Raw genomic sequence first — 23713 nt, 5'->3', positions numbered from 1 at the left:
GCATAACGCTGATATTGCGCGCTCAGACACGAGCCTTGCGTACGCCCTCGGACAGCGCCGCGCACAAGCTCAACACACCATCGACAGCCTGCGCAGGCGTATCGGCACTGGCGATGTGATCAATCAGCGCCGACCCCACCACCACACCCTCGGCCAGCCGCGCGATCGCCGCTGCCTGCTCCGGCGTACGGATACCGAAACCGATGCTGATCGGCAAGTCGGTGTGGCGACGCAGACGGACCACAGCTTCTTCGACGTGCTCCAGCGTCGCCGCACCGGCACCGGTTACACCGGCGACCGACACGTAATAGACAAAACCGGAGCTGCCATTGAGGACTTTCGGCAGTCGCGCGTCGTCGGTGGTCGGCGTGGTCAGACGAATGAAGTCCAGACCGGCAGCCTGAGCCGGGTCGCACAGTTCAGCGTTGTGCTCAGGCGGCATGTCGACCACGATCAGGCCGTCGACACCGGCATCTTTGGCTTCGGCAATGAAGCGCTCGACGCCAAACTTGTGGATCGGGTTGAAATAGCCCATCAGCACCAGCGGCGTGTCGCTGTTGCCTTCGCGAAATTCACGAACCATTTGCAGGGTTTTCGCCAGATTCTGCTGGGCACCCAAGGCACGGATGTTGGCCAGCTGAATCGCCGGGCCATCGGCCATCGGATCAGTGAACGGCATGCCCAGCTCGATCACATCGGCACCCGCACCAGGCAAGCCTTTGAGGATCGCCAGCGAAGTGTCGTAATCAGGATCACCGGCCGTGACGAAGGTCACCAGCGCGGCGCGATTCTGTTCCTTGAGGGCGGCAAAACGGGTTTGCAGGCGGCTCATCAGTGTTTCTCCTGCTTGGAAGTTTCCATGTGGTGCATGACGGTCTGCATGTCCTTGTCGCCGCGACCCGACAGGTTGACCACCATCAGGTGATCCTTTGGCAGTTTCGGTGCGCGTTTGAATACTTCAGCCAGAGCGTGTGCGCTTTCCAGCGCAGGAATGATCCCTTCCAGACGGCAGCACTTATGGAACGCCTCAAGGGCTTCGTCGTCGGTGACCGAGGTGTACTGGACGCGGCCAATGTCATGCAACCAGGCGTGTTCCGGGCCGATGCCTGGGTAGTCGAGGCCGGCGGAAATCGAGTGCGCGTCGATGATCTGGCCATCGTCGTCCTGCAGCAGGAAGGTCCGGTTGCCATGCAATACACCCGGAACGCCGCCATTGAGGCTCGCCGCGTGCTTGCCGGTCTCAATGCCGTAACCTGCGGCTTCAACGCCGATGATCTCGACGCTTTTGTCGTCGAGGAACGGGTGGAACAGGCCCATGGCGTTGGAGCCACCACCAATGCACGCCACAAGGCTGTCCGGAAGACGACCTTCCTGGGCCTGCAATTGATCGCGGGTTTCCTTACCGATCACCGCCTGGAAATCCCGAACCATCGCCGGATACGGGTGCGGGCCGGCCACGGTGCCGATCAGGTAGAAAGTGCTGTCGACGTTGGTCACCCAGTCACGCAACGCTTCGTTCATCGCATCTTTCAGCGTGCCGGTGCCGGCAACCACCGGAATCACTTCAGCGCCGAGCAGTTTCATGCGGAACACGTTGGCCTGCTGACGTTCGATGTCAGTGGTGCCCATGTAGATCACGCACTCCAGACCGAAACGTGCAGCAACAGTGGCGGTTGCCACGCCGTGCATGCCGGCGCCGGTCTCGGCGATGATGCGCTTCTTGCCCATGCGCCGCGCCAGCAGAATCTGGCCGATGCAGTTGTTGATCTTGTGCGCGCCGGTGTGGTTCAGCTCTTCGCGCTTGAGGTAGATCTTGGCGCCGCCGCAGAACTCGGTCAGGCGTTCGGCGTAATACAGCGGGCTCGGACGTCCGACATAGTCACGCTGGAAGTAGGCCAATTGCTCTTTGAACGCAGGATCTTCCTTGGCCGCTTCGTATTCGCGCGCCAGATCGAGGATCAGCGGCATCAGGGTTTCGGCGACATAGCGGCCACCGAACGCACCGAACAGGCCGTTATCGTCCGGGCCGTTGCGCAGGTTGGAAGTGTGCGAAGTCTGGGTCATGGTGTGCTCCAGGTGAATTCGGGTCAAAAGACAATGACCACCACTCTACCCCTGACCTTCTACGCTGAAAACCGATAAGATCGCCGCAACCTGTCAGGAAAACTCACAGATACCATGAGCCAGGATCTTCCTCCCCTGAATGCCTTGCGCGCATTCGAAGCGACTGCCCGATTGAACAGCGTCAGCCAAGCCGCCGAACAGTTGCACGTGACTCACGGTGCGGTCAGCCGGCAGCTGAAAGTGCTTGAAGAACACCTGGGCGTGAGTCTGTTCGTCAAGGATGGGCGCGGCTTGAAACTCACAGATGCCGGCGTGCGGCTGCGTGATGCCAGTGGCGAGGCGTTCGATCGTTTGCGCAGCGTGTGTGCGGAACTGAGCCAAAGCAGCGTCGATGCGCCGTTTGTGCTGGGTTGCTCGGGGAGCTTGCTGGCGCGCTGGTTCATTCCACGCCTGGGACGATTGAACGCCGATCTGCCGGATTTGCGTCTGCATTTGTCTGCCGGTGAGGGCGACCTCGATCCGCGCCGTTCGGGGGTGGACGCGTTACTGCTGTTCGCCGAGCCACCGTGGCCGGCCGACATGCAGGTCTACGAACTGGCCGCCGAGCGCATCGGGCCGGTGATGAGCCCGCTGTTTGCAGGCTATCAAACCTTACAAGCCGCGCCTGCTCAAGCGTTGCTTGAGGAGCCCGTGCTGCATACGACCTCGCGTCCGCAAGCGTGGCCAAGCTGGGCGCAGCAGAACGACCTCGACACCAAAGCGCTGAAGCTCGGGCAAGGTTTTGAGCATTTATATTATTTGCTGGAGGCTGCGGTGGCAGGTCTGGGTGTGGCAATCGCGCCGGAGCCGCTGGTGACAGAAGACTTGAAGGCCGGTCGCCTGGTTGCGCCCTGGGGCTTTTGCGAAACCCCGGCGCAACTGGCGTTGTGGCTACCCAAGCGCGCCGCTGACGGACGCGCTCGGCAACTGGCGCAGTGGTTGAAAAACGAACTGCGCCAGACCGATCACTCGCCGCGCTTGAAAAGGAAATAAGCGGCAAGCAGGCCGATGGCACCGACTGCAACGCCGGCCGTGGTCCATGGGTGTTCCTGGGCGTAATCGCGAGTGGCAATGCCGGTTTCGCGGGTTTTCACTTTGACTTCTTCGTAAGCATCGCTGAGCAGGTGACGCGAGTGTTTCAGCGCACTTTCAGCATTGCTTTTCAACGCCTTGAGGGTCTTGCGCGACTCGTCCGAAGCATCGTCTTTAAGGCTTTCCAACGATTTGAGCAGACTCTCGATTTCCGCTTCCATGCTTTGCAACGAGGCTTTGCGTAACGAGGTGTTGGCCATGGTGGCTCTCCTGCATTGGTGATGAGTGGCGTGTGTTGGTTGGGACTTCAACGCTTCGAGAAAGTGCAGAAATTCTGAACTTCGGCAGCGCAGCGCCACCGAAATCAACAGAGCGAATCGCTGCTAATCTCAATTCCACACGCCTTCCATCCCAAGGAGTTCTTTATGAGTGACCACCACACCTACAAGAAAGTCGAACTGGTCGGTTCGTCCACTACCAGCATCGAAGATGCCATCAACAACGCGCTGGCAGAAGCCAACAAAACCCTGCGTAATCTGGAGTGGTTCGAAGTCACCGAAACCCGCGGCCACATCGAAAACGGCCAGGTCGCGCATTTTCAAGTAACACTCAAGGTCGGTTTCAAGATTGCCAGCAGCTGAGTTTGGTCTAGTCTTCTGAACTTGCGCGCTGGCCGAGTGCCATAGGAATGGCAATGCGCTACAGGGTGGTCGCATCGAGCGAACGGCTCGGTGCCCGCCTCTTTCAATCCGACCAGGGAGTGCGACCGATGAAGAAGTTCATGTTGGCAGTAGGTTTGTTGAGCCTTGCGGGTGGTGCGTTCGCAGCCGGCAAGCCATGTGAAGAGCTGAAAAGCGAAATCGCGGCGAAGCTGGATGCCAAAGGCGTTTCCGGGTATTCGCTGGAGGTTGTCGATAAGGGCGCGGCAGCTGATGCCAAAGTTGTCGGCACCTGCGAAGGTGGCAGCAAGGAAATCGTCTACAAGCGCGGTTGATCGCGCGTGTAATGCAAAAGCCGACGTGGATGCGTCGGCTTTTTTGTGTCCGGTATTCAGCATTTGATAACGACTGAGACCGCCCCCCTCACCCCAGCCCTCTCCCCCAAGGGGCGAGGGGGAAAGGGAGCAGATTGCGGGCTGTGCAAATCCTGAGTTCGACTGGATATCTCAGCTCGGCGTATCTCGAACATTCACCCCGGTCAGTCCCCTCTCCCTCCGGGAGAGGGTTAGGGTGAGGGCGTTTTTCAGCCTTTCATGACCTGCGCCAGCAATTCGTAGGAATGCAGGCGATCGGCATGCTCATACAAGTCGCAGGTGAAAATCAGCTCATCCGCCTGGGTCTGCTCAACCAGCACCTGCAGCTTGGCGCGGATCTTCTCTGGGCCACCAACCATCGCCAGGCCCAGGAAATCGCCCACTGCTTCGCGCTCATGGGGCAACCACAGGCCATCCATGCTTTTCACCGGCGGACGCTGCACCAGGCTCTGCCCACGCATCAGCGCGAGAATGCGCTGATACACCGATGTGGCCAGATAATCCGCCTGCTCGTCGGTGTCTGCCGCAACCAGTGGCACGCCGAGCATCACGTACGGCTTGTCGAGCACCGCCGACGGCTTGAAGTGATTGCGATAGACGCGGATCGCCTCGTGCATGAAGCGCGGCGCGAAATGCGAGGCGAAGGCGTAAGGCAAACCGCGCTCACCGGCCAGTTGCGCGCTGAACAGACTGGAGCCGAGCAGCCAGATCGGCACGTTGGTGCCGGTGCCCGGCATTGCGATCACTCGTTGTTCAGGGGTACGCGGGCCGAGGTAGCGCACCAGTTCGGCGACGTCTTCGGGGAAGTCATCGGCACTGCCAGAACGTTCACGGCGCAACGCGCGTGCGGTCATCTGATCGGAGCCGGGCGCGCGGCCCAGACCAAGATCGATGCGCCCCGGATACAGACTCTCCAGCGTGCCGAACTGCTCGGCAATCACCAGCGGTGCATGGTTGGGCAGCATGACACCGCCGGAACCGACACGAATGCTAGACGTTCCGCCGGCCAGATAACCGAGCAGCACCGACGTCGCCGAACTGGCAATGCCATCCATGTTGTGGTGTTCAGCCACCCAGAAGCGCGTGTAGCCGAGTTTTTCGACATGCTGCGCCAGGTCCAGCGAATTGCGCAGCGACTGCGCCGGGCTGCCGTTTTCGCGTACCGGTACCAGATCAAGGGTGGAAAATTTTACGTCGGACAGTTGTTTCATAAACCTGCATCTCCGAGTGGGGAGGCAGGTTTTTCTTGCGAACGAAAACCTGCCAGATCCATAAGCGTGTTTCATGCAATGAGGGCATATACCCGAGTTTCAATAGAGGCGTCGAAATTTCCTACTAAAAAAGTCAACGATTCAGCCAGGCTGAACTTTGTTCCGCCGTCTATCCTCAGAAGCCTTGCTAGTGAAAACCACGACGGCGCGGCGTTCCGCGCCCTATTTGAGGAGGCAGACATGGCTATCGTGAAAAAGGCATCGGCGCATTGGGAAGGTGATCTGAAAACCGGTCTGGGCTCGATCTCCACCGAAACCGGCGTACTCCGGGAAGCGCCTTATGGTTTCAAGGCGCGCTTCGAGGGCGGCAAGGGCACCAACCCGGAAGAACTGATCGGCGCCGCGCATGCCGGCTGCTTCTCCATGGCGTTTTCGATGATTCTGGGCGATGCGGGCCTGAAGGCCGACAGTATCGATACCAACGCTGAAGTCACGCTGGATCAGGTCGACGGCGGGTTTGCGATCACCGCTATAAAGTTGATTCTCAAGGCGAAGATTCCCGGGGCGACCCAGCAACAGTTTGAGGAATTGAGCAACAAGGCCAAGGAAGGTTGCCCGGTGTCCAAGGTGCTGAATGCGAAAATTACCCTTGAGGCTTCGCTGATCAGCTAATTCAGCATTGGCTGGTCTGACGCCATCGCGAGCAGGCTCACTCCTACAGTTGATCGCATTCCAGCTGAATAAATGTGATCCCTTGTAGGAGTGAGCCTGCTCGCGATAGCAATCTCAGCATCACCGGGACCTAAGGCTCCACGCACAAGGTGTGAGCAAAGTCAGAACCCGCTCCGTGGAAATGTGGTCGAATAACTGACAGCAGCTTCAGCGCACGCCCGTGCGCGCTGCCTCAAGGAGCTTCATCGATGAAACGTATTGGCTTGGCGATCCTTTGCAGTGCACTGGCCACCTCCGCTATCGCAGCCCCCAAGAACTGCGAAGAACTCAGAAAGGAAATCGAAATCAAGATTCAGGCGAAGGCAATTCCGTCGTACACCTTGGAAATCATCACCCAGGAGGAGGCGAAACAGCACGATTCAGCCATGATCGTCGGTTCTTGCGAGAACGGTCAGAAGAGAATCATCTACCAGAAAAACGACAGCTGAAGCGCTAGATGATGCAGTTGAACTCGCGATCTTCGGCAACGATTTCGCGTTGCGCGTTGTATAACCGCGCACTTGGCGTAAAGGCCAGCGAGCGACCCTCCAGCAGATAACGCTGGCCCGCCTCGAAATGCTCGTAACGAATCGTCAGGTAGCACAAGCGCTCGACCGGGCCGGTCAGCAAGCTGCCGCCGCCACCGAACACCTCGAAATCGAAGCGCACGCGCAGTTCATGGCTGCCGGGGGTGACCTGAAAGAAACGTCCGTCGTTCAGGCGTTGGTTGTCCAGACGCTCGGCCATCAGCAACTTGCCGCCGGGGCTTGGTGTGGAGAAGTCGACCCAGGCCATTTGCGGATCAACCGGGGGCAGTGGCGTCTGGCACCCGGCAAGCAGACTGACAGAGAGCAACAACACTTGGCGCATGATGAATGTCCACGGATCGGAACATTCAGCATAGCGCCGATCAGCTGCTCTGGCAGCCCGCTGGCGTGGCCTGGCCGACCATTTTGCGCTGCTCGTCATAGAGTTTGGCCCACGGCCGGAAGCCGATACTGCCGGCCTGCAATTGATAACGCTGGCCGGCATTGAAGTCCTTGAATTTGACGCTCAACCGGCAATCGCGCCAGAGCGGTTCAGCACCAGGGCCGATATTGGTAGCCTCGACCGGGAACTGATAACGCACCTTGAGCTCATGGCTGCCGGGCTGTACCTCGAAGTAGCGCTTGTCGACGGCCGCTTGCGTATCGACCTGCAGCGCTTGCAGGGCCGTGTCCTGTTGCCGGGCGTCCAGATCGATCCAGGCTTGCGAGGGGTCAGGGTCGGGCATTCCGAATCCGGCACAACCGGCCAGCGTCAGCAGGCCCCCTGTCAGCATCAACTTGCGCATAGCGGTGCTCCTGAAGGCGGGATAGTCTTGCGGGCAGACTCTCCGAGGGATTTCTTATTGTGATCAGGCCGTTTCCAAGCCTTGGGTTACTTGATCGCGTTTTTACGATTTTGTTTCCGGGTGTGTTGTTTTTGTTGCTCAACGGTTGTGCCAGCGTCAGCTATTACAGTCAGTTGGCCAGTGGGCAGTTGCAACTACTGCACGCGCGCGAACCGGTACAAAAAGTGATCAACGATCCAAGCCGAGACGCGACGTTGCGCGCTCACCTGGCGCAATCGCAAAAGGCTCGCACCTTCGCCAGCGAGCATCTGCACCTCCCGGACAACCAGAGTTACCGGTTATACGCCGACATCGGTCGGCCGTACGTGGTGTGGAATGTGTTCGCCACTGCCGAATTTTCCCTGACCCCGCAAAATTATTGCTTCCCGATTGCCGGGTGCGTGGCCTACCGCGGCTATTACAGCCAGAGCGCGGCGCGGGGCGAAGCCGCGATCCAGCGTTTGAACCATATGGACGTGTCAATTGGCGGCGTCGAGGCCTATTCGACCCTCGGCTGGTTCAACGACCCGATTATCAACACGATGATGGGCTGGGGCGAAGAGCGTCTGGCGACACTGATCTTCCATGAGCTGGCGCATCAGCGCTGTTATGTGCCGGACGACACCGAGTTCAATGAGTCCTTTGCCACATTCGTCGAGCAGGAAGGCACCCGGCAATGGCGCGCGTTTCGCGGGTTGCCGGCCGATAACGCCTCACGGCTCAAACAGCGTGACCAGTTCATCAACCTGGTTCTCGACACTCGCTCACGCCTGGAAACCTTATACGCACAACCATTGCCCGCCGAGCAGATGCGCGAGCGCAAAGCGGCGGAGTTCGAGCGCTTTCGGCGCGATTATCGGGCGCTGCGTGACAGCGAATGGGCCGGGGACAAGCGTTATGACGCCTGGGTGAACGCGCCGCTGAACAATGCGCGATTGTTGCCGTTTGGGCTGTATGACCAATGGGTGCCGGCGTTTGCGCAGTTATTCAGGCAAGTTGGCGGGGATTGGCTGAGGTTTTATACCGAGGTTGAGAAACTGGGGAAGTTGCAGGTTGATGAGCGCAAGGTGGCGCTCAAAGCGTTGGCAGACTCCCCGTCCTCGAGTGGCTGAACAGGCCTCATCGCCAGCAGGCTGGCTCCCACATTGGTCTTGTATACGACGCAAATTCCTGTGAGAGGCTGCCGGTTGATGAGCGCAAGGTGGCGCTCAAAGCATTGGCAGACTCCCAGTCCTCGAGTGGTTGAACAGGCCTCATCGCCAGCAGGCTGGCTCCCACCTTGGTTTGTATACGACGCAAATCCCCTGTGGGAGCCAGCCTGCTGGCGATGGCACTCTGATCAGCGCAGCAGAAACGCCTGATGCAACGCATCCAACGTCTCGAAGTGATAAGCCGGCGCTTCGGCATTCAACTCTTCAAAGCTGCCAAATCCGTACCCCACCGCCGCCGCATCCAGGCCATTACTGCGCGCGCCGATCAAGTCGTGCTTGCGGTCGCCGATCATCAGCGTATCGGCCGGATCCAGCCCTTCCTCCTGCAGCAAATGTGCGATCAACTCGACCTTGTTGGTCCGCGTGCCGTCCAGTTCGCTGCCGTAAATCACCTTGAAGTGCCGCGCGAAATCAAAATGCCGAGCAATCTCGCGGGCGAATTCCCATGGTTTCGACGTAGCGATAAACAGCTGACGCCCCTGCCCGCTCAAGGTTTCCAGCAACGGCGTGACGCCATCGAACACCCGATTCTCATAAAGGCCAGTGACTTTGAAGCGCTCGCGGTAGAAATTCACCGCCTGCCACGCCTTGGCCTCGTCGAATGCGTAAAACTGCATGAACGCCTGCAACAGCGGCGGACCGATGAAGTGTTCGAGTCTGGTCAGATCCGGCTCGTCGATGCCGAGTTTGCCGAGGGCGAACTGAATGGAACGGGTTATGCCCTCGCGCGGGTCGGTCAGGGTGCCATCGAGGTCGAACAATACGGTCTGGTAATGCATGGATAATCCTGGGCAGTCGCGATTTCGCTTCAGAGTGTGTCGTAGCCTTCGGCCAGATGCAGATCCTTGAGCTTCACATAATTGGCAGCGCTGTAGGTGAAGAAGGCGTTTTCCTTGTCGGTAAGGGCGCGCACCTGTTTCACCGGGCTGCCGACGTAGAGGAAGCCGCTTTGCAGGCACTTGCCCGGCGGCACCAGGCTGCCGGCGCCAATGATCACATCGTCCTCGACCACGGCGCCGTCCATGACAATGCTGCCCATGCCGATCAACACGCGGCTGCCGACGGTGCAGCCGTGCAGCATGACTTTATGAGCGATGGTCACATCGTCGCCAATCAGCAACGGGAAGCCATCGGGGTTGAACGGGCCGGCGTGGGTGATGTGCAGCACGCAGCCGTCCTGCACGCTGGTGCGCGCGCCGATGCGGATGCGGTGCATGTCGCCGCGGATCACGGTCAGCGGCCAGACGGAGCTGTCTTCGCCGATTTCGACGTCGCCGATTACCACCGCGGTTCCGTCGACAAACGCGCCTTTGCTTAACTGCGGGGTGTGTTGCTGGTACTTGCGAAGGGCCACGATTAGTTCTCTCTCTGTCGCCGATAGCTGCGGTGAGTGGCGATTGTAATTAAGATGGGCGAATGTTTCTTCCAGCCAAGGTGCCAACCGTGAGCGTGAACAACCCTCTGCTGCAGTCCTATGACCTGCCACCGTTCTCCACGATCCGTGCCGAACACGTCCTGCCGGCCATCGAAACCATTCTGGCCGATAACCGCGCGGCCATTGCCGAAATTCTCAAGAGCCAGGGCCAGCACCCGACGTGGGCCGGTCTGGTATTGGCGATGGACGAACTCAATGACCGTCTCGGCGCGGCGTGGAGCCCGGTCAGCCACCTCAATGCCGTGTGCAACAGCGCCGAACTGCGTGAAGCCTACGAGTCGTGCTTGCCGGCCTTGAGCGCCTACTCCACCGAAATGGGCCAGAACCGCGAGTTGTTCCAGGCTTATGAAGCGCTGGCCAACAGCCCGGAAGCCGCCGGTTTTGACGTCGCGCAAAAGACTATTCTCGAACAGGCGCTGCGTGACTTCCGTCTGTCGGGTATCGACCTGCCGGAGGCCGAACAGAAGCGTTACGCCGAAGTGCAGAGCAAACTGTCCGAGCTGGGCAGCCGTTTCTCCAATCAACTGCTCGATGCCACTCAGGCCTGGACCAAGCATGTCACCGACGAAGCCGCCCTCGCCGGCCTGACCGATTCGGCCAAGGCGCAAATGGCCGCCGCCGCGCAAGCCAAAGGCCTCGACGGCTGGCTGATCACCCTCGAATTCCCGAGCTATTACGCGGTGATGACCTACGCGCAGGACCGTGCGTTGCGTGAAGAAGTCTACGCCGCCTACTGCACCCGCGCCTCGGATCAAGGCCCGAACGCCGGCCAGAACGACAACGGCCCGGTGATGGAACAGATCCTCGACCTGCGCCAGGAACTGGCCAAGCTATTGGGCTTCGCCAGCTTCGCCGAGCTGAGTCTGGCGACCAAGATGGCCGAGTCCAGCGATCAGGTGCTGAGCTTCTTGCGTGATCTGGCCAAGCGCAGCAAGCCGTTCGCCGAGCAGGATCTGCAACAGTTGCGCGCCTACGCCGCCGAACAAGGCTGCGCCGATCTGCAAAGCTGGGACAGCGGTTTCTACGGCGAAAAACTGCGCGAACGGCGTTACAGCGTCGCCCAGGAAACCCTGCGCGCCTACTTCCCGATCGACAAAGTGCTGAGCGGCCTGTTCGCAATTGTTCAGCGTCTGTACGGCATCGAAATCGCCGAGCTGAAAGGCTTCGACACCTGGCACCCGGACGTGCGCCTGTTCGAAATCAAGGAAAACGGCGAGCACGTCGGGCGCTTCTTCTTCGACCTCTATGCCCGCGCCAACAAGCGTGGCGGTGCGTGGATGGACGGTGCCCGCGACCGCCGACGCACCGTCGACGGTGTACTGCAAAGCCCGGTGGCCAACCTGGTGTGCAACTTCACCCCGGCCGACAGCGGCAAGCCAGCGCTGCTGACCCACGATGAAGTGACCACGCTGTTCCACGAGTTCGGCCATGGCCTGCATCACCTGCTGACCCGCGTCGATCATGCTGGCGTATCGGGCATCAACGGCGTGGCGTGGGATGCGGTCGAGCTGCCGAGCCAGTTCATGGAAAACTGGTGCTGGGAGCCGGAAGGCCTCGCACTGATCTCAGGTCACTACGAAACCGGCGAGCCGCTGCCGCAGGACCTGCTGGAAAAAATGCTCGCGGCGAAAAACTTCCAGTCCGGACTGATGATGGTCCGTCAGCTGGAGTTCTCGCTGTTCGACTTCGAACTGCACGCCACCCACGGTGACGGCCGCAGCGTCGCGCAGGTACTTGAAGGCGTGCGCGACGAGGTGTCGGTAATGCGCCCTCCGGCGTATAACCGCTTCCCCAACAGCTTTGCGCACATCTTCGCTGGCGGTTATGCCGCCGGTTACTACAGCTACAAGTGGGCTGAAGTGCTTTCGGCGGATGCTTTCTCCAAATTCGAAGAAGACGGTGTGCTCAACGCGCAAACCGGTCGCGCTTTCCGCGAGGCGATTCTGGCCCGTGGCGGTTCGCAGGCACCGATGGTGCTGTTCGTCGACTTCCGTGGCCGTGAGCCGTCGATCGACGCGCTGTTGCGCCACAGCGGCCTGAGTGAGGACGCGGCAGCATGAGTGAGGGGCCTGTGATTACCAAAAAGCGCTTTATCGCCGGGGCGGTTTGCCCGGCGTGCAGCGAGCCGGACAAACTGATGATGTGGAACGAAGACGGCGTGCCGCACCGCGAATGCGTGGCCTGCGGTTATTCGGACACGCTGAATGAGCAAGGGCTGTCGGTGCCCAAGGAATTGGGCACGCGAGTCAACACCAGCGCGCTCAAGCCGCCAGCGGACAAAAAAGTCCAGGCAGTGCAGTTTTTCCCTAATCCAAAACTGAAGAAAAAGACCGACGAGTAAAATCGCCACTTCCAGGTGGTATTCCGTTACCGCCTGATCTTCGCGCCTTGACCGTATGCTGGTTTTTTCAGCCTACGTTCAAGGAAGACGCGATGCCCCCTGCCAACCCCCTGCTGCAACGCTGGCAACTGCCGGCCTGGTCCAAAATACAAGCTGAGCACTTGGCGCCTGCCTTCGATGCCATCATCGCTGACAACCAGCGGGTCATCGCCGAGGTGATTGCCACGCAGACCGTCCACCCGAACTGGGATGATCTGGTGATCGCCATCGACGAAGCCGACGCACGCATCGCTGAAGTCATCGCCATCATCGAAGTGCTCGACACGGTCAAAGGTGCTGATGCCGATTGGCTAGCGCAAAGCGCGCGATGCAACCTGGCTGCAAAGCGCTATCGCTCGCAGAAATTTGCCAATCTGTCGCTTTACCGCACGTATCAAGGTCTGGAGCGGAGCCCGATCGCCGCCAGCTTCGATGCGTTTCGCAAGGCATCGCTGGCCAAGACCCTGTCCGGCTTCCGTCTGACAGGCATCGAATTGCCCGCCGAACAACGTGAGCGACTGGCTGCGATCACCGTCGACATCGACTTTCAACAGCAATTGTTTCTGCTCAATCTGGAGCGCAGCAACGCGACCTGGACCCGACAGATCGACGAGTTTGCCACGCTGGATGGCCTGTCTGCCGACTTCACGGATCAGTTGCTGCTCAACGCGCGTCAGGCCGGAAAAACCGGCTGGCTGCTGACGCTGGATCGCAACACTTATGAATACCTGATGAAAAACGCCAGCGACCGCCGTTTGCGCGAGGCGTACTTCGTCGCGTTCAACACCCGGGCCTCGGATCAGGGGCCGCATGCCGACCGGTTCGATAACGGTCCGGTCTTGCAGAAACTGCTCGCGCTGCGCCATGAACAAGCTCGATTGCTAGGCTTCGAAAGCTTTGCCCATCTGCGCCTTTCGCAACAGATGGCGGCCTCGCCGGCTCAGGTCGAAGCATTTCTAAAGCAGCAGATCGCACGCAACCGCGCGGCGCTGGAGCGGGACACACAGGACTTGCAGGCATTTGCTGCGACCCGGGGGGTCGATGATCTGCAGGCCTGGGATTTTGACTATTTCGCTGAACAATGGCGCCAGCAACATTCGGCGAGCGCACTCAAAGGCCTTCGCCAGCACTTTGAACTCGACGAAACGCTGCGCCGTTTCTGCCAGTTCATCGAACATCTATTCGGCGTCAAACTGACCGAGCGCAAGGACCTGAGCCATTGGCACGAGGCGGTGCGGCTGTTGGAGGTCAGCGAGTACGATCAAGTCATCGGCTTTATCTACCTGGACCTCTTTCATCGCCCGGACGCACCCGACTATGCCATGACCCACACCGTGCGCGACCACCGTATCAATGCCGAAGGTCGACCGGCTCTGCCGATCGCTGTCCTCCATTGCAATTTCCCGCCCATCAGCGGCGGGTATCAGGGCCTGCTGTCGCACAAGGACTTGCGCGTGCTGTTTCATGAGTTCGGGCATTGCCTGCAGCATGTGCTGACCCGCTCGCCTCACTTTAACCTTTCGGGAATCTCTCAAATGGGCCGTGACTCGGGTGAATTCGCCGGGCAGCTGTTCGAGCAGTTGAGCCTGTCGGGTGAGCTTCTTGAGTGGCTGTCCGCGCATTACCAGAACCGTGTGCCGTTGAGCCGTGAGCGGATCAGCTCGGCGCTGACCGCCATCGCGGCGCACACCAGCCGCGATACCGCGATGCTGTTGCTTGAGTCATTGCTCGATCTTGAATTGCACTGCAGCGAGGCCAATGGCCGCAACGTGCAACAGTGCTTCGACGCGGTGCTGCAGCAGATACCGCAACTGAACCTGCCGACCTATTGCCGGTTTGCAAACAGTTTCGATTACGTGGTGACCGGTTACGAAGCCTCGGTGTACGCCTACAAATGGTCAGGTGTGCTGGCCTCCGAAGCGTTCAAGCGCGTCGAACGCGAAGGCGTGTTCAACCCACAGACCGGTCGGGATCTGCGCGAGGCATTCTTCTCTGGCGATTCGGTTTCGCTGCCGGACGCAATGGAGACGTTCCTCGGTTATCCAATACCTGCCGAACTTTTTCCAGCACAGCCGGATTGAACCGCGGGCTACTCGACGTGGGCCGATTTGAACCAGCTTTTCATAGAGCAGGTGGCGAAGGCACTGGTGCTGCAATCACCGTTGGCCAGCGCAGTGCGCAACTTGTCTACATCCGCCTGCATCATGTAGCGAATGCCGTCCTTGAAGTGGGTGCTGTCGCCGAAACCACCCTGAGTCATTTCGCTCAGTGCGTCCTCTTTGCTCCACCCCTGCACCACGACCCGATACATGGCCGCCATCAGCCCGGTGCGGTCAGAACCGTGCTTGCAATGCATCAGCACCGGGCCATTAGCCTCGGCCGCCTGGATCGCACGCAAAGCCTTGAGCACGTCACTGTCGTCGACATGATTGGTGCGGTAGGGCAATCGCACCTGCTCAATGGCAGGATCCGCTAGCCAGCTGCGGTCATCATCCGGGAGAAAATTGATCACCGTGATGATCTTCAGATTTTTCAGAAGCGGCAGCGCACCACCGTCGGGCAAAGCGCTGCGATACAAGGTCGGCGACATCTGGAACAGGTTGTATTGCACCTCCACCGGCTGCGCCCATTCAGCCGGACGGGCTATCGACAGCGACTCCGCCTGCGCGGACGTCAGATGCAACAGGGCGACAAGCACCGAGCAAAGAACAGGAAAAACACGCACTCGAGACATGCTGGACTTGACCGTTTCGGAGGTTTCAGTGAGAGACGGCGCAGCTTCGCGATAGAACGGTCAAAGCCCTGTGAGCCGCTTGTTAAAGAATTGTGAACGGCGATTGATGACAAAAATTTCATTGCGGTCGCGGCTTTTTTCCATCGAGCCGGTTCATGCTGATGCTTAGCCTGCTACCATTTGTCACACGATGTTGCAGGCACCCCTGCCTTTTTCAGGCCAGAGCGCTGCCGTTGCGACGCAAAATCCCAAGCCTTTCGCAGAATCGGCTCAATGCTAATGCCTGATGAGGTGTACCCCATGTCTGATGAAAATCGAGACAACCCGCGGCGTGAGTTTTTGCGCAAATCCCTGACCCTGATCCCAGTCGTCACCCTGGCCGGCAGCGGTCTGGGCAGCAGCGTGCTGAACGCCGCGCCTGAAACCGCGCCCGCCAAACCTGCCACCCAGCCAGTTCGTGCCAAGGCCGGCGAGTACCAGCCCAGCTATTTCACCGCTGAGGAATGGGCGTTCATCAATGCCGCCGTCGCGCAATTGATCCCCAACGATTCCCAAGGCCCGGGCGCGCTCGAAGCCGGCGTGCCGGAATACATCGATCGTCAGATGAACACGCCGTACGCCGCCGGTGCCCTGTGGTACATGCAAGGCCCGTTCAATGCCGACGCCGCGCCGGAGATGGGTTGGCAGAGCAAACTGGTGCCCAAGGACATCTATCGTCTGGGCATCGCCGCCACTGATCAGTGGGCAAAAGCCCTCAACGGTAAAACATTTGCCGAGCAAGACAGCGCTACCCGAGACGATTTGCTCAAGCAGCTTGAAGCCGGCAAACCACAGTTCGACGCGGTTCCGGCGAAGATTTTCTTCAATCTGCTGCTGCAAAACACCAAGGAAGGCTTCTTCTGCGACCCGATTCACGGTGGCAATAAAGGCATGGTCGGCTGGACCATGATCGGTTTCCCCGGCGCCCGCGCCGATTTCATGGATTGGGTGGAACGCAACGAGCAATACCCCTTCCCGGCAGTGTCGATTCGCGGCGAGAGGGCGTAAACATGGCAACGGTAATGAAAAAGGTCGACGCGGTGATCGTCGGTTTCGGCTGGACCGGCGCGATCATGGCCAAGGAACTGACCGAAGCGGGTCTCAACGTGCTGGCGCTGGAGCGCGGGCCGATGCAGGACACCTACCCCGACGGCAACTATCCGCAGGTGATCGACGAACTCACCTACAGCGTGCGCAAGAAACTCTTTCAGGACATCTCCAAAGAGACCGTGACCATTCGGCATAGCGTCAACGACATCGCCCTGCCGAACCGCCAGTTGGGCGCATTCCTGCCGGGCAATGGCGTCGGCGGCGCCGGTTTGCACTGGTCGGGCGTGCACTTTCGCGTCGATCCGATCGAGTTGCGCATGCGCAGCCATTACGAAGAGCGCTATGGCAAAGGCTTCATTCCCAAGGACATGACCATTCAGGACTTCGGCGTCAGCTATGAAGAGCTGGAGCCGTTCTTCGATTTCGCTGAAAAAGTCTTCGGCACCTCCGGCCAGGCCTGGACCGTCAAAGGCCAGCTGGTCGGTCAGGGCAAGGGCGGCAACCCTTACGCCCCGGACCGCTCCAACCCGTTCCCGCTCGAAGCGCAGAAAAATACGGTTTCGGCGCAGCTGTTCGGCAAAGCCGCGACGGAGGTCGGTTGTAAACCCTACAACCTGCCTTCGGCCAACACCTCGGGGCCGTACACCAATCCCTACGGTGCGCAGATGGGCCCGTGCAACTTCTGCGGTTTCTGCAGCGGTTATGTCTGCTACATGTATTCCAAGGCCTCGCCGAACGTGAACATTCTGCCGGCGCTCAAGCCATTGCCGAATTTCGAACTGCGGCCCAACTCCCATGTGCTGCGGGTCAACCTCGACAGCAGCAAGAGCAAAGCCACCGGCGTGACCTACATCGACGGCCAGGGTCGTGAGATCGAGCAACCGGCGGATCTGGTGATCCTCGGCGCGTTCCAGTTGCACAACGTGCGTCTGATGCTGCTCTCGGGCATTGGCAAACCGTACGATCCGATCAGCGGCGAAGGCGTGGTCGGGCGCAACTTCGCCTACCAGAACATGGCGACCATCAAGGCGTTCTTCGATAAGGATACTCACACCAACAACTTCATCGGCGCCGGCGGCAACGGCGTGGCGCTGGATGACTTCAACGCCGACAACTTCGACCACGGCCCGCACGGCTTCGTCGGCGGCTCGCCGATGTGGGTCAACCAGGCCGGCAGCCGTCCGATTGCCGGCACCTCGAACCCGCCCGGCACACCGGCGTGGGGCAGTGCGTGGAAACGCGCGACCGCCGATTACTACACCCATCAGGTATCGATGGACGCACACGGTGCGCATCAGTCCTACCGCGGCAACTACCTCGATCTCGATCCGGTGTATCGCGATGCCTACGGCCTGCCGCTGCTGCGGATGACCTTCGACTGGCAGGAAAACGACATCAAGATGAACCGCTTCATGGTCGAAAAAATGGGCAAGGTCGCGCAAGCCATGGGGCCCAAGGCGATTGCAGTGATCGGCAAACAGGTCGGCGACCACTTCAACACCGCGTCTTATCAGACCACCCACCTCAACGGTGGCGCGATCATGGGCACCGATCCGAAGACCAGCGCGTTGAACCGCTACTTGCAGAGCTGGGACGTGCACAACGTCTTCGTTCCCGGCGCCTCGGCGTTCCCGCAAGGCCTGGGCTACAACCCGACCGGACTGGTCGCAGCACTGACCTACTGGTCGGCAAAAGCGATCCGCGAGCAGTACCTGAAAAACCCCGGCCCGCTGGTTCAGGCATAAGGAGCGATGACCATGAAAAATCTCGTTATCGCCACCCTGGCGCTGCTCGGCAGTGCCTCCCTGCACGCAGCGGAAGTTGATCAGAATCTGATCAAACAAGGCGCATACCTCGCCCGCGCCGGTGACTGCGTGGCTTGCCACACCGCGAAAAACGGCAAGCCGTTCGCCGGCGGCCTGCCGATGGAAACCCCGATCGGCACGATCTACTCGACCAACATCACCCCGGACAAATCCGGTATCGGTGATTACAGCTTCGAGGACTTTGACCAGGCCGTGCGTCATGGCGTGGCCAAAAACGGCAGCACGTTGTACCCGGCGATGCCGTATCCATCCTACGCCCGGGTCAACCAGGCCGACATACAAGCGCTGTACGCGTATTTCATGCATGGCGTGGCTCCGGTCGCGCAGGAGAACAAGGCCAGCGACATCCCGTGGCCGCTGAGCATGCGCTGGCCGCTGATGGGCTGGCGCTGGCTGTTTGCGCCCAAGGTCGAGGACTTCACGGCTACGGGTGAGGATGCGGTGATCAACCGCGGTGCGTATCTGGTCGAAGGCCTCGGGCATTGCGGCGCCTGCCACACGCCGCGCGCCCTGACCATGCAGGAAAAATCCCTCAGCGCATCGGATGGCAAAACCTTCCTTGCCGGCAGTGCACCGCTGGAAGGCTGGATTGCCAAGAGCCTGCGCGGCGACCACAAGGACGGCCTCGGCAGCTGGAGCGAGGAGCAACTGGTGCAATTCCTCCGTACCGGGCGCAGTGATCGCAGCGCGGTGTTCGGCGGCATGAGCGACGTGGTCACCCACAGCATGCAGTACATGACCGACGCCGACCTGACCGCCATCGCCCGTTATCTGAAGTCTTTGCCGGCCAGCGACCCTTCGGATCAGCCACATCAGTACGATGAAAAAGCCGCCAAAGCGCTGTGGAACGGTGACGACAGTCAGCGTGGCGCTTCGGTGTACATCGACAACTGCGCGGCGTGCCACCGCACCGACGGGCACGGCTACACCCGCGTGTTCCCGGCGCTGGCGGGCAATCCGGTGTTGCAGACGGACGATCCGACTTCGTTGATCCACATCGTCCTCAAGGGCGGCACGCTGCCGGCCACGCACACTGCGCCATCGACCTTCACCATGCCCGGCTTCGCCTGGCGCCTGTCGGATCAGGAAGTCGCGGATGTGGTGAGTTTCATTCGTGGCAGTTGGGGCAACAAGGGCACACCGGTGAGCGCCAAAGACGTCGCCAACCTGCGCAGCAATGACATGGAAACCATGTCGCCGAATGATCTTGGTCAAGTGACCGAGCATAGATAAAAACAAAACCCTGCATGAGCTTTTCATGCAGGGTTTTTTATTTAACGTGTGACAGTAAATCCAACTTACGGATTGACGATACTCACATACGCCTTGGCCAGCGCAATTAACTTTTCCTTGTCATCGCTATCGATATCACCGTCGCCGTCTACATCATTTTTGTTGCTGCGAATAGTGAAGGTCTTGCCACGATCAGCGGACACTGCGACCACGTAACTCGAGTCGACCAGGGCCTCGGTGGGCTGCTCCTGCTCGGCGTCCCAGCCCAATTCCTTGCGTGCCAGTTGCAGGGAAACAATGGTGTTGGGCTCGGAGGCATTGGGCAACATCATTTGCATGAAAACGCCACGTTGATTAAGAAACGACATGAACTAAATCCTTTTTGTTTTTGTAACCCATCTTGGGTCCACTCAAGTGCTGAAGATTATCTGCGGTAACTTTGCACAACAACCCAGTATGTGTATCGCCGGTTGTCTCTTGTTTGCGGATCAAGAAAGGGCAGCGGACTCATCGCTGAACGGTACTGGATCAGACACCCCTCACTCGGCTACTGTATGTCCATACAGACCGAGAGCAGCATCATGATCACTCCACCGCCTCGCGGTCGCGGCACCGCAACCAACCCGCACAACCGCTTCTCGCCTAACCGTTCGGTGGCCGAGGATGACGGCTGGTATCAGGAAGTGCCTGAAACGCAGAACACCGAGGTGCTGATCGAAACCGCAAAAACCATCATCACCCGCAACGCTTCACCAGACCTGCCCTTTGACCGTTCGATCAATCCCTATCGCGGTTGCGAGCACGGCTGCATTTATTGCTACGCGCGGCCCAGCCATGCCTATTGGGACATGTCGCCGGGGCTGGATTTCGAAACCCGGCTGATTGCCAAGACCAACGCCGCGCAAGTGCTGGAAGAGCAATTGAGCAAGAAAGGCTATGAATGCGCGCCGATCAATCTGGGCTCCAACACCGATCCGTATCAGCCGATCGAACGCGAATACAAAATTACCCGGCGGACCCTCGAAGTGCTGCTGCGCTATCGGCATCCAGTGACCATCGTCACCAAAGGTTCGCTGATTCTGCGCGATCTGGACCTGCTGACCGAACTGGCGCAACAACGGCTGGTGAAAGTGATGATCAGCCTGACCACCCTGGATGACGAACTCAAACGCATTCTTGAACCCCGTGCCGCCGCGCCGAAGGCACGTTTGCGCGCGATCCGGGTGATGCGCGAGGCCGGGATTCCGGTCGGCGTGCTGTGTTCGCCAATGATTCCGATGATCAATGACAGCGAAATCGAAAGCCTGCTCAGCGAAGCCCACGCTGCCGGCGCGCAAAGCGCGGCGTACATGATGCTGCGCCTGCCGCTGGAAGTGGCGCCACTGTTCGAGGAATGGCTGGCCGCACATTATCCGCAACGCGCCGATCACGTCCTCAGCCTGATCCGTCAGAGCCGAGGCGGCGAGCTCTACGACAGCCGTTTCGGTGCGCGCATGCGTGGCGAAGGCATTTTTGCCGAGCTGCTCGCGCAGCGTTTTGCCAAGGCCATCAAACGCCTTGGTTTGAATCATCGCGAAGGTTACGACCTCGATTGCACAGCCTTCTGTCCGCCGGGTCGCCAGATGTCGCTGATTTAGCGACAATTGACCCAGGGTTGTGGGTTGGAACCCTTCTGCCGAAATTCCCGGTCACGTTTCTGTGACCTGGAACACACGTTCTAGAGCGTTTGATTCAGTTTGAGTTAAGTTTCGGCAGCTACCTTGTTCATCGAGTGACTGACGGGTCGGGATGACCCGGATGGTTTAAACAGCCACTGGCTTCATACCGGAATACCGGGGGAAGACTCCCTGAATCCGCCAAAGAGGATGAATCATGAGTGACAAGGATAAACAGTCGTTGGCTGCCTCGGCGCAAAGCCCTGAAGCGGAATCCGCCGATGCAGCACTGCGACAGATCGTTGATGGCTTTCTACGCTTTCATCATGAAGTTTTTCCCCAGCAGGAAGAACTGTTCAAGAAACTCGCTACGGCCCAGGCGCCCAAAGCGATGTTCATCACCTGCGCTGACTCGCGCATCGTTCCCGAGCTGATCACCCAGAGTTCGCCCGGCGATCTGTTCGTGACCCGTAACGTCGGCAACGTCGTGCCACCCTACGGGCAGATGAACGGCGGCGTTTCCACCGCGATCGAATATGCGGTGCTGGCGCTTGGCGTGCAGCACATCATCATCTGCGGCCACTCCGATTGCGGCGCCATGCGTGCGGTACTGAACCCGGACAGTCTGGAAAAAATGCCGACGGTCAAAGCCTGGCTGCGCCACGCTGAAGTGGCGAAAACCATGGTGCACGACAACTGCCACTGCACCGACGAAAAAGAAAGCATGCCGATCCTCACCGAGGAAAACGTCATCGCCCAGCTGCAGCACTTGCGTACCCATCCTTCGGTAGCCTCGCGCATGGCGAACGGTCATCTGTTCATCCATGGCTGGGTCTACAACATCGAAACCAGCGAAATCAAAGCTTACGACGCAGATCAGGGTCGTTTCCTGCCGCTTGATGGCAACCATCCGATACCGGTCGCGACGCCCAAAGCGCGCTTCTAACTCTTCCTAAACATCTGTGTGGTTTGACGCCGGCCGCTGATTCAGCGGCCCGGCCTCGCCATGCCTGAAGAAAACTTCGGGAGAATCGCCATGCGTGCGGCTCAATTGAAAGCGGTGTTGCCCCGGGAGCTGCTCGCTTCCGTGGTTGTGTTTCTGGTCGCCCTGCCGCTGTGCATGGGTATTGCGATTGCCTCAGGGTTACCGCCGGCCAAAGGTCTGATCACCGGAATCATCGGTGGCCTGGTAGTCGGTTGGTTGGCGGGTTCGCCGTTGCAGGTCAGCGGGCCGGCGGCGGGGCTGGCGGTGTTGGTGTTCGAACTGGTGCGCCAGCATGGTATCGAGATGCTCGGGCCGATTCTGTTGCTGGCCGGTTTTCTGCAACTGGTCGCCGGGCGCCTGAAGCTCGGTTGCTGGTTTCGCGTCACGGCGCCAGCGGTGGTCTACGGCATGCTGGCGGGAATTGGCGTGCTGATTGTGCTGTCGCAGGTGCACGTGATGCTCGATGCCAAGCCGCAACCGTCAGGGCTGGATAACCTCACGGCATTCCCGGCGGCGGTGGCGCAGGCCTTGCCGTCGTTTGGCTGGCAGGCGGGTCTGCTCGGGCTGGCGACGATTGCGGTGATGTGGCTATGGGAAAAATTCCGCCCGCATTCGCTGCGTTTCGTTCCCGGTGCGCTGCTGGGTGTAGGTCTGGCGACGGCCGCGAGTCTGCTGCTGGCCTTGCAGGTCAAGCGTGTGGAAGTGCCGGCGAATCTGGCCGAAGCCATCGACTGGCTCAAGCCTGCCGACTTGATGAGTCTTGCCGACCCGACGCTGTTGATTGCCGCGTTCGCCGTGGCGTTTATTGCCAGCGCCGAAACCCTGTTGTCCGCCGCCGCGGTGGATCGCATGCACAGCGGCGTGCGCTCGGATTTCGACCGCGAATTGTCGGCGCAAGGTGTCGGCAACATGCTCTGCGGACTGGTCGGTGCATTGCCGATGACCGGTGTGATCGTGCGCAGTTCGGCCAACGTGCAGGCCGGTGCGACCACGCGCTACTCGACCATCTTTCATGGCCTGTGGCTGCTGGCGTTCGTGCTGTTGCTGTCGAGTGTGCTGCAGAGCATCCCGGTAGCCAGTCTGGCCGGCGTGCTGGTGTACACCGGGTTCAAACTGGTCGACCTCAAGGCATTTCGCCGCTTGGGTCGCTACGGAAGGATGCCGATGTTCACCTACGCCGCGACGGCGCTGGCGATCATCTTTACCGACTTGTTGACCGGCGTGCTGATCGGTTTCGGCCTGACGTTGCTGAAACTGGCGTTCAAGGCCTCGCGCCTGAAAATCAGCCTGATCGATCTGCCACAGGACGGCGAGATGGAGTTGCGCCTGATCGGCGCGGCGACGTTCCTCAAAGTGCCGGCGCTGACCCAGGTGCTGAACACCATTCCCCACGGCACGACCGTTCATGTGCCGCTGAATAACCTGAGTTATATCGACCACTCGTGTCTGGAACTGCTCGAGGAATGGGGCCGGGCGAATGCGGCAAAAGGGTCGAAGCTGTTGATCGAGTCGCGAGGATTGAAGCGTAGGCTTGAAGGCAGGGTTCGGACCAATACCGGGATTGGTGCAGCCGGTTAAATCTCCGGGTTGAACTCAACCCCGGCAGGAGTGAGCCTGCTCGCGATGGCGGCGGATCAATCAACAAAGATGTTGAATGTTCCATCGTCATCGCGAGCAGGCTCACTCCTACATTGGGATTGTGT

25 protein-coding genes are annotated in these 23713 nt (G+C 59.6%); 15 read left to right on the top strand and 10 right to left on the bottom strand.

Annotated features, from left to right (window positions below):
• Positions 1-22: 22 nt before the first annotated feature.
• The gene (trpA, locus tag BLU52_RS25585) at positions 23-832 is read right to left on the bottom strand and encodes a tryptophan synthase subunit alpha (protein ID WP_090288031.1); all 810 of its coding nucleotides are present in this window, start codon (positions 830-832) and stop codon (positions 23-25) included.
• Positions 832-2064, bottom strand: coding sequence for a tryptophan synthase subunit beta (gene trpB, locus BLU52_RS25580; protein WP_090288029.1), 1233 nt, complete (start codon positions 2062-2064; stop codon positions 832-834). Before trpB ends, trpA begins: the two co-directional genes overlap by 1 nt.
• Before the next feature lie 114 nt (positions 2065-2178).
• Here trpB and BLU52_RS25575 point away from each other — a divergent pair, with 114 nt between their 5' ends.
• On the top strand, positions 2179-3096 hold the full coding sequence (locus BLU52_RS25575; protein WP_090288027.1) for a LysR family transcriptional regulator: 918 nt from the start codon (positions 2179-2181) through the stop codon (positions 3094-3096).
• Here BLU52_RS25575 and BLU52_RS25570 read toward each other — a convergent pair.
• Positions 3069-3395, bottom strand: a complete 327-nt coding sequence (locus BLU52_RS25570) for a DUF883 family protein (RefSeq protein WP_039757078.1) — start codon at positions 3393-3395, stop codon at positions 3069-3071. The two genes, BLU52_RS25575 and BLU52_RS25570, sit on opposite strands and share 28 nt — an antisense overlap.
• Before the next feature lie 165 nt (positions 3396-3560).
• Here BLU52_RS25570 and BLU52_RS25565 point away from each other — a divergent pair, with 165 nt between their 5' ends.
• Both BLU52_RS25565 and BLU52_RS25560 read left to right on the top strand, forming a co-directional pair.
• Positions 3561-3776, top strand: a complete 216-nt coding sequence (locus BLU52_RS25565; protein ID WP_090288024.1) for a dodecin — start codon at positions 3561-3563, stop codon at positions 3774-3776.
• A 128-nt stretch (positions 3777-3904) separates the two neighbouring features.
• Complete coding sequence (locus BLU52_RS25560) at positions 3905-4129, top strand: DUF1161 domain-containing protein (RefSeq protein ID WP_090288022.1); 225 nt, start codon at positions 3905-3907, stop codon at positions 4127-4129.
• A 248-nt stretch (positions 4130-4377) separates the two neighbouring features.
• Here BLU52_RS25560 and BLU52_RS25555 read toward each other — a convergent pair whose 3' ends face one another.
• Positions 4378-5379, bottom strand: coding sequence for an LLM class flavin-dependent oxidoreductase (locus tag BLU52_RS25555; protein ID WP_090288020.1), 1002 nt, complete (start codon positions 5377-5379; stop codon positions 4378-4380).
• 240 nt (positions 5380-5619) lie between these two features.
• Here BLU52_RS25555 and BLU52_RS25550 point away from each other — a divergent pair, with 240 nt between their 5' ends.
• Positions 5620-6051 (top strand): OsmC family protein, encoded by a 432-nt coding sequence (locus tag BLU52_RS25550; protein WP_090288018.1) that lies wholly within the window; start codon positions 5620-5622, stop codon positions 6049-6051.
• A gap of 248 nt (positions 6052-6299) precedes the next feature.
• Positions 6300-6539: a DUF1161 domain-containing protein gene (locus tag BLU52_RS25545; RefSeq protein WP_090288017.1), complete on the top strand. Its 240-nt coding sequence runs from the start codon at positions 6300-6302 to the stop codon at positions 6537-6539.
• A 4-nt stretch (positions 6540-6543) separates the two neighbouring features.
• Here BLU52_RS25545 and BLU52_RS25540 read toward each other — a convergent pair whose 3' ends face one another.
• Positions 6544-6963 (bottom strand): PA0061/PA0062 family lipoprotein, encoded by a 420-nt coding sequence (locus tag BLU52_RS25540; RefSeq protein ID WP_408003572.1) that lies wholly within the window; start codon positions 6961-6963, stop codon positions 6544-6546.
• A gap of 37 nt (positions 6964-7000) precedes the next feature.
• Positions 7001-7423 (bottom strand): PA0061/PA0062 family lipoprotein, encoded by a 423-nt coding sequence (locus tag BLU52_RS25535; protein ID WP_090288013.1) that lies wholly within the window; start codon positions 7421-7423, stop codon positions 7001-7003.
• A gap of 59 nt (positions 7424-7482) precedes the next feature.
• On the opposite strand from BLU52_RS25535, the gene BLU52_RS25530 reads away from it, so the two are divergent.
• Entirely contained in the window at positions 7483-8574 is a 1092-nt protein-coding gene (locus BLU52_RS25530) for an aminopeptidase (RefSeq protein WP_090288012.1), read from the top strand.
• A 227-nt stretch (positions 8575-8801) separates the two neighbouring features.
• On the opposite strand, the gene BLU52_RS25525 is transcribed toward BLU52_RS25530, so the two are convergent.
• Together BLU52_RS25525 and BLU52_RS25520 are read right to left on the bottom strand one after the other, a co-directional pair.
• Entirely contained in the window at positions 8802-9452 is a 651-nt protein-coding gene (locus BLU52_RS25525) for an HAD family hydrolase (RefSeq protein WP_090288010.1), read from the bottom strand.
• A 29-nt stretch (positions 9453-9481) separates the two neighbouring features.
• A complete protein-coding gene (locus BLU52_RS25520) occupies positions 9482-10027 on the bottom strand; it encodes a gamma carbonic anhydrase family protein (RefSeq protein ID WP_090288007.1) in 546 nt (181 codons plus the stop codon).
• Positions 10028-10116: 89 nt separating this feature from the next.
• On the opposite strand from BLU52_RS25520, the gene prlC reads away from it, so the two are divergent.
• The 3 genes from prlC to BLU52_RS25505 all read left to right on the top strand — a co-directional run bounded on the left by prlC (position 10117) and on the right by BLU52_RS25505 (position 14569).
• Positions 10117-12168: an oligopeptidase A gene (prlC, locus tag BLU52_RS25515; protein ID WP_090288697.1), complete on the top strand. Its 2052-nt coding sequence runs from the start codon at positions 10117-10119 to the stop codon at positions 12166-12168.
• The gene (locus BLU52_RS25510) at positions 12165-12449 is read left to right on the top strand and encodes a YheV family putative zinc ribbon protein (RefSeq protein WP_090288005.1); all 285 of its coding nucleotides are present in this window, start codon (positions 12165-12167) and stop codon (positions 12447-12449) included. The genes prlC and BLU52_RS25510 overlap by 4 nt, the downstream gene beginning before the upstream one ends.
• Positions 12450-12541: 92 nt before the next feature.
• On the top strand, positions 12542-14569 hold the full coding sequence (locus BLU52_RS25505) for a M3 family metallopeptidase (protein WP_090288004.1): 2028 nt from the start codon (positions 12542-12544) through the stop codon (positions 14567-14569).
• An 8-nt stretch (positions 14570-14577) separates the two neighbouring features.
• Here the strand turns inward: BLU52_RS25505 and BLU52_RS25500 are convergent, their stop codons facing one another.
• A complete protein-coding gene (locus tag BLU52_RS25500) occupies positions 14578-15222 on the bottom strand; it encodes a dual specificity protein phosphatase family protein (RefSeq protein WP_090288001.1) in 645 nt (214 codons plus the stop codon).
• 300 nt (positions 15223-15522) lie between these two features.
• On the opposite strand from BLU52_RS25500, the gene BLU52_RS25495 reads away from it, so the two are divergent.
• From BLU52_RS25495 to BLU52_RS25485, 3 genes are read left to right on the top strand one after another with little or no spacing between them, the layout of a single operon-like run.
• The gene (locus BLU52_RS25495) at positions 15523-16269 is read left to right on the top strand and encodes a gluconate 2-dehydrogenase subunit 3 family protein (RefSeq protein WP_090287999.1); all 747 of its coding nucleotides are present in this window, start codon (positions 15523-15525) and stop codon (positions 16267-16269) included.
• 2 nt (positions 16270-16271) lie between these two features.
• The gene (locus BLU52_RS25490) at positions 16272-18056 is read left to right on the top strand and encodes a GMC family oxidoreductase (protein ID WP_090287997.1); all 1785 of its coding nucleotides are present in this window, start codon (positions 16272-16274) and stop codon (positions 18054-18056) included.
• Between the two features lie 12 nt (positions 18057-18068).
• Positions 18069-19370, top strand: a complete 1302-nt coding sequence (locus BLU52_RS25485) for a c-type cytochrome (RefSeq protein ID WP_090287995.1) — start codon at positions 18069-18071, stop codon at positions 19368-19370.
• A 65-nt stretch (positions 19371-19435) separates the two neighbouring features.
• Here the strand turns inward: BLU52_RS25485 and BLU52_RS25480 are convergent, their stop codons facing one another.
• Positions 19436-19738 carry a hypothetical protein gene (locus BLU52_RS25480; protein WP_090287993.1) on the bottom strand — a complete coding sequence of 101 codons (303 nt, stop codon included), beginning with the start codon at positions 19736-19738 and terminating at the stop codon, positions 19436-19438.
• Between the two features lie 213 nt (positions 19739-19951).
• Here BLU52_RS25480 and BLU52_RS25475 point away from each other — a divergent pair, with 213 nt between their 5' ends.
• The 3 genes from BLU52_RS25475 to BLU52_RS25465 all read left to right on the top strand — a co-directional run bounded on the left by BLU52_RS25475 (position 19952) and on the right by BLU52_RS25465 (position 23588).
• Entirely contained in the window at positions 19952-21007 is a 1056-nt protein-coding gene (locus tag BLU52_RS25475; protein ID WP_090288695.1) for a PA0069 family radical SAM protein, read from the top strand.
• 235 nt (positions 21008-21242) lie between these two features.
• Complete coding sequence (locus BLU52_RS25470) at positions 21243-21971, top strand: carbonic anhydrase (protein WP_090287990.1); 729 nt, start codon at positions 21243-21245, stop codon at positions 21969-21971.
• A gap of 90 nt (positions 21972-22061) precedes the next feature.
• Complete coding sequence (locus BLU52_RS25465; protein WP_090287988.1) at positions 22062-23588, top strand: SulP family inorganic anion transporter; 1527 nt, start codon at positions 22062-22064, stop codon at positions 23586-23588.
• The last annotated feature ends 125 nt before the right edge of the window (positions 23589-23713 follow it).

The sequence above is a fragment of the Pseudomonas granadensis genome (assembly GCF_900105485.1).
In the GTDB taxonomy this organism is placed as follows: domain Bacteria; phylum Pseudomonadota; class Gammaproteobacteria; order Pseudomonadales; family Pseudomonadaceae; genus Aquipseudomonas; species Aquipseudomonas granadensis.
Note: the sequence above shows the minus strand (reverse complement) of the source record. Positions and strands in the feature narration are given on the sequence as shown.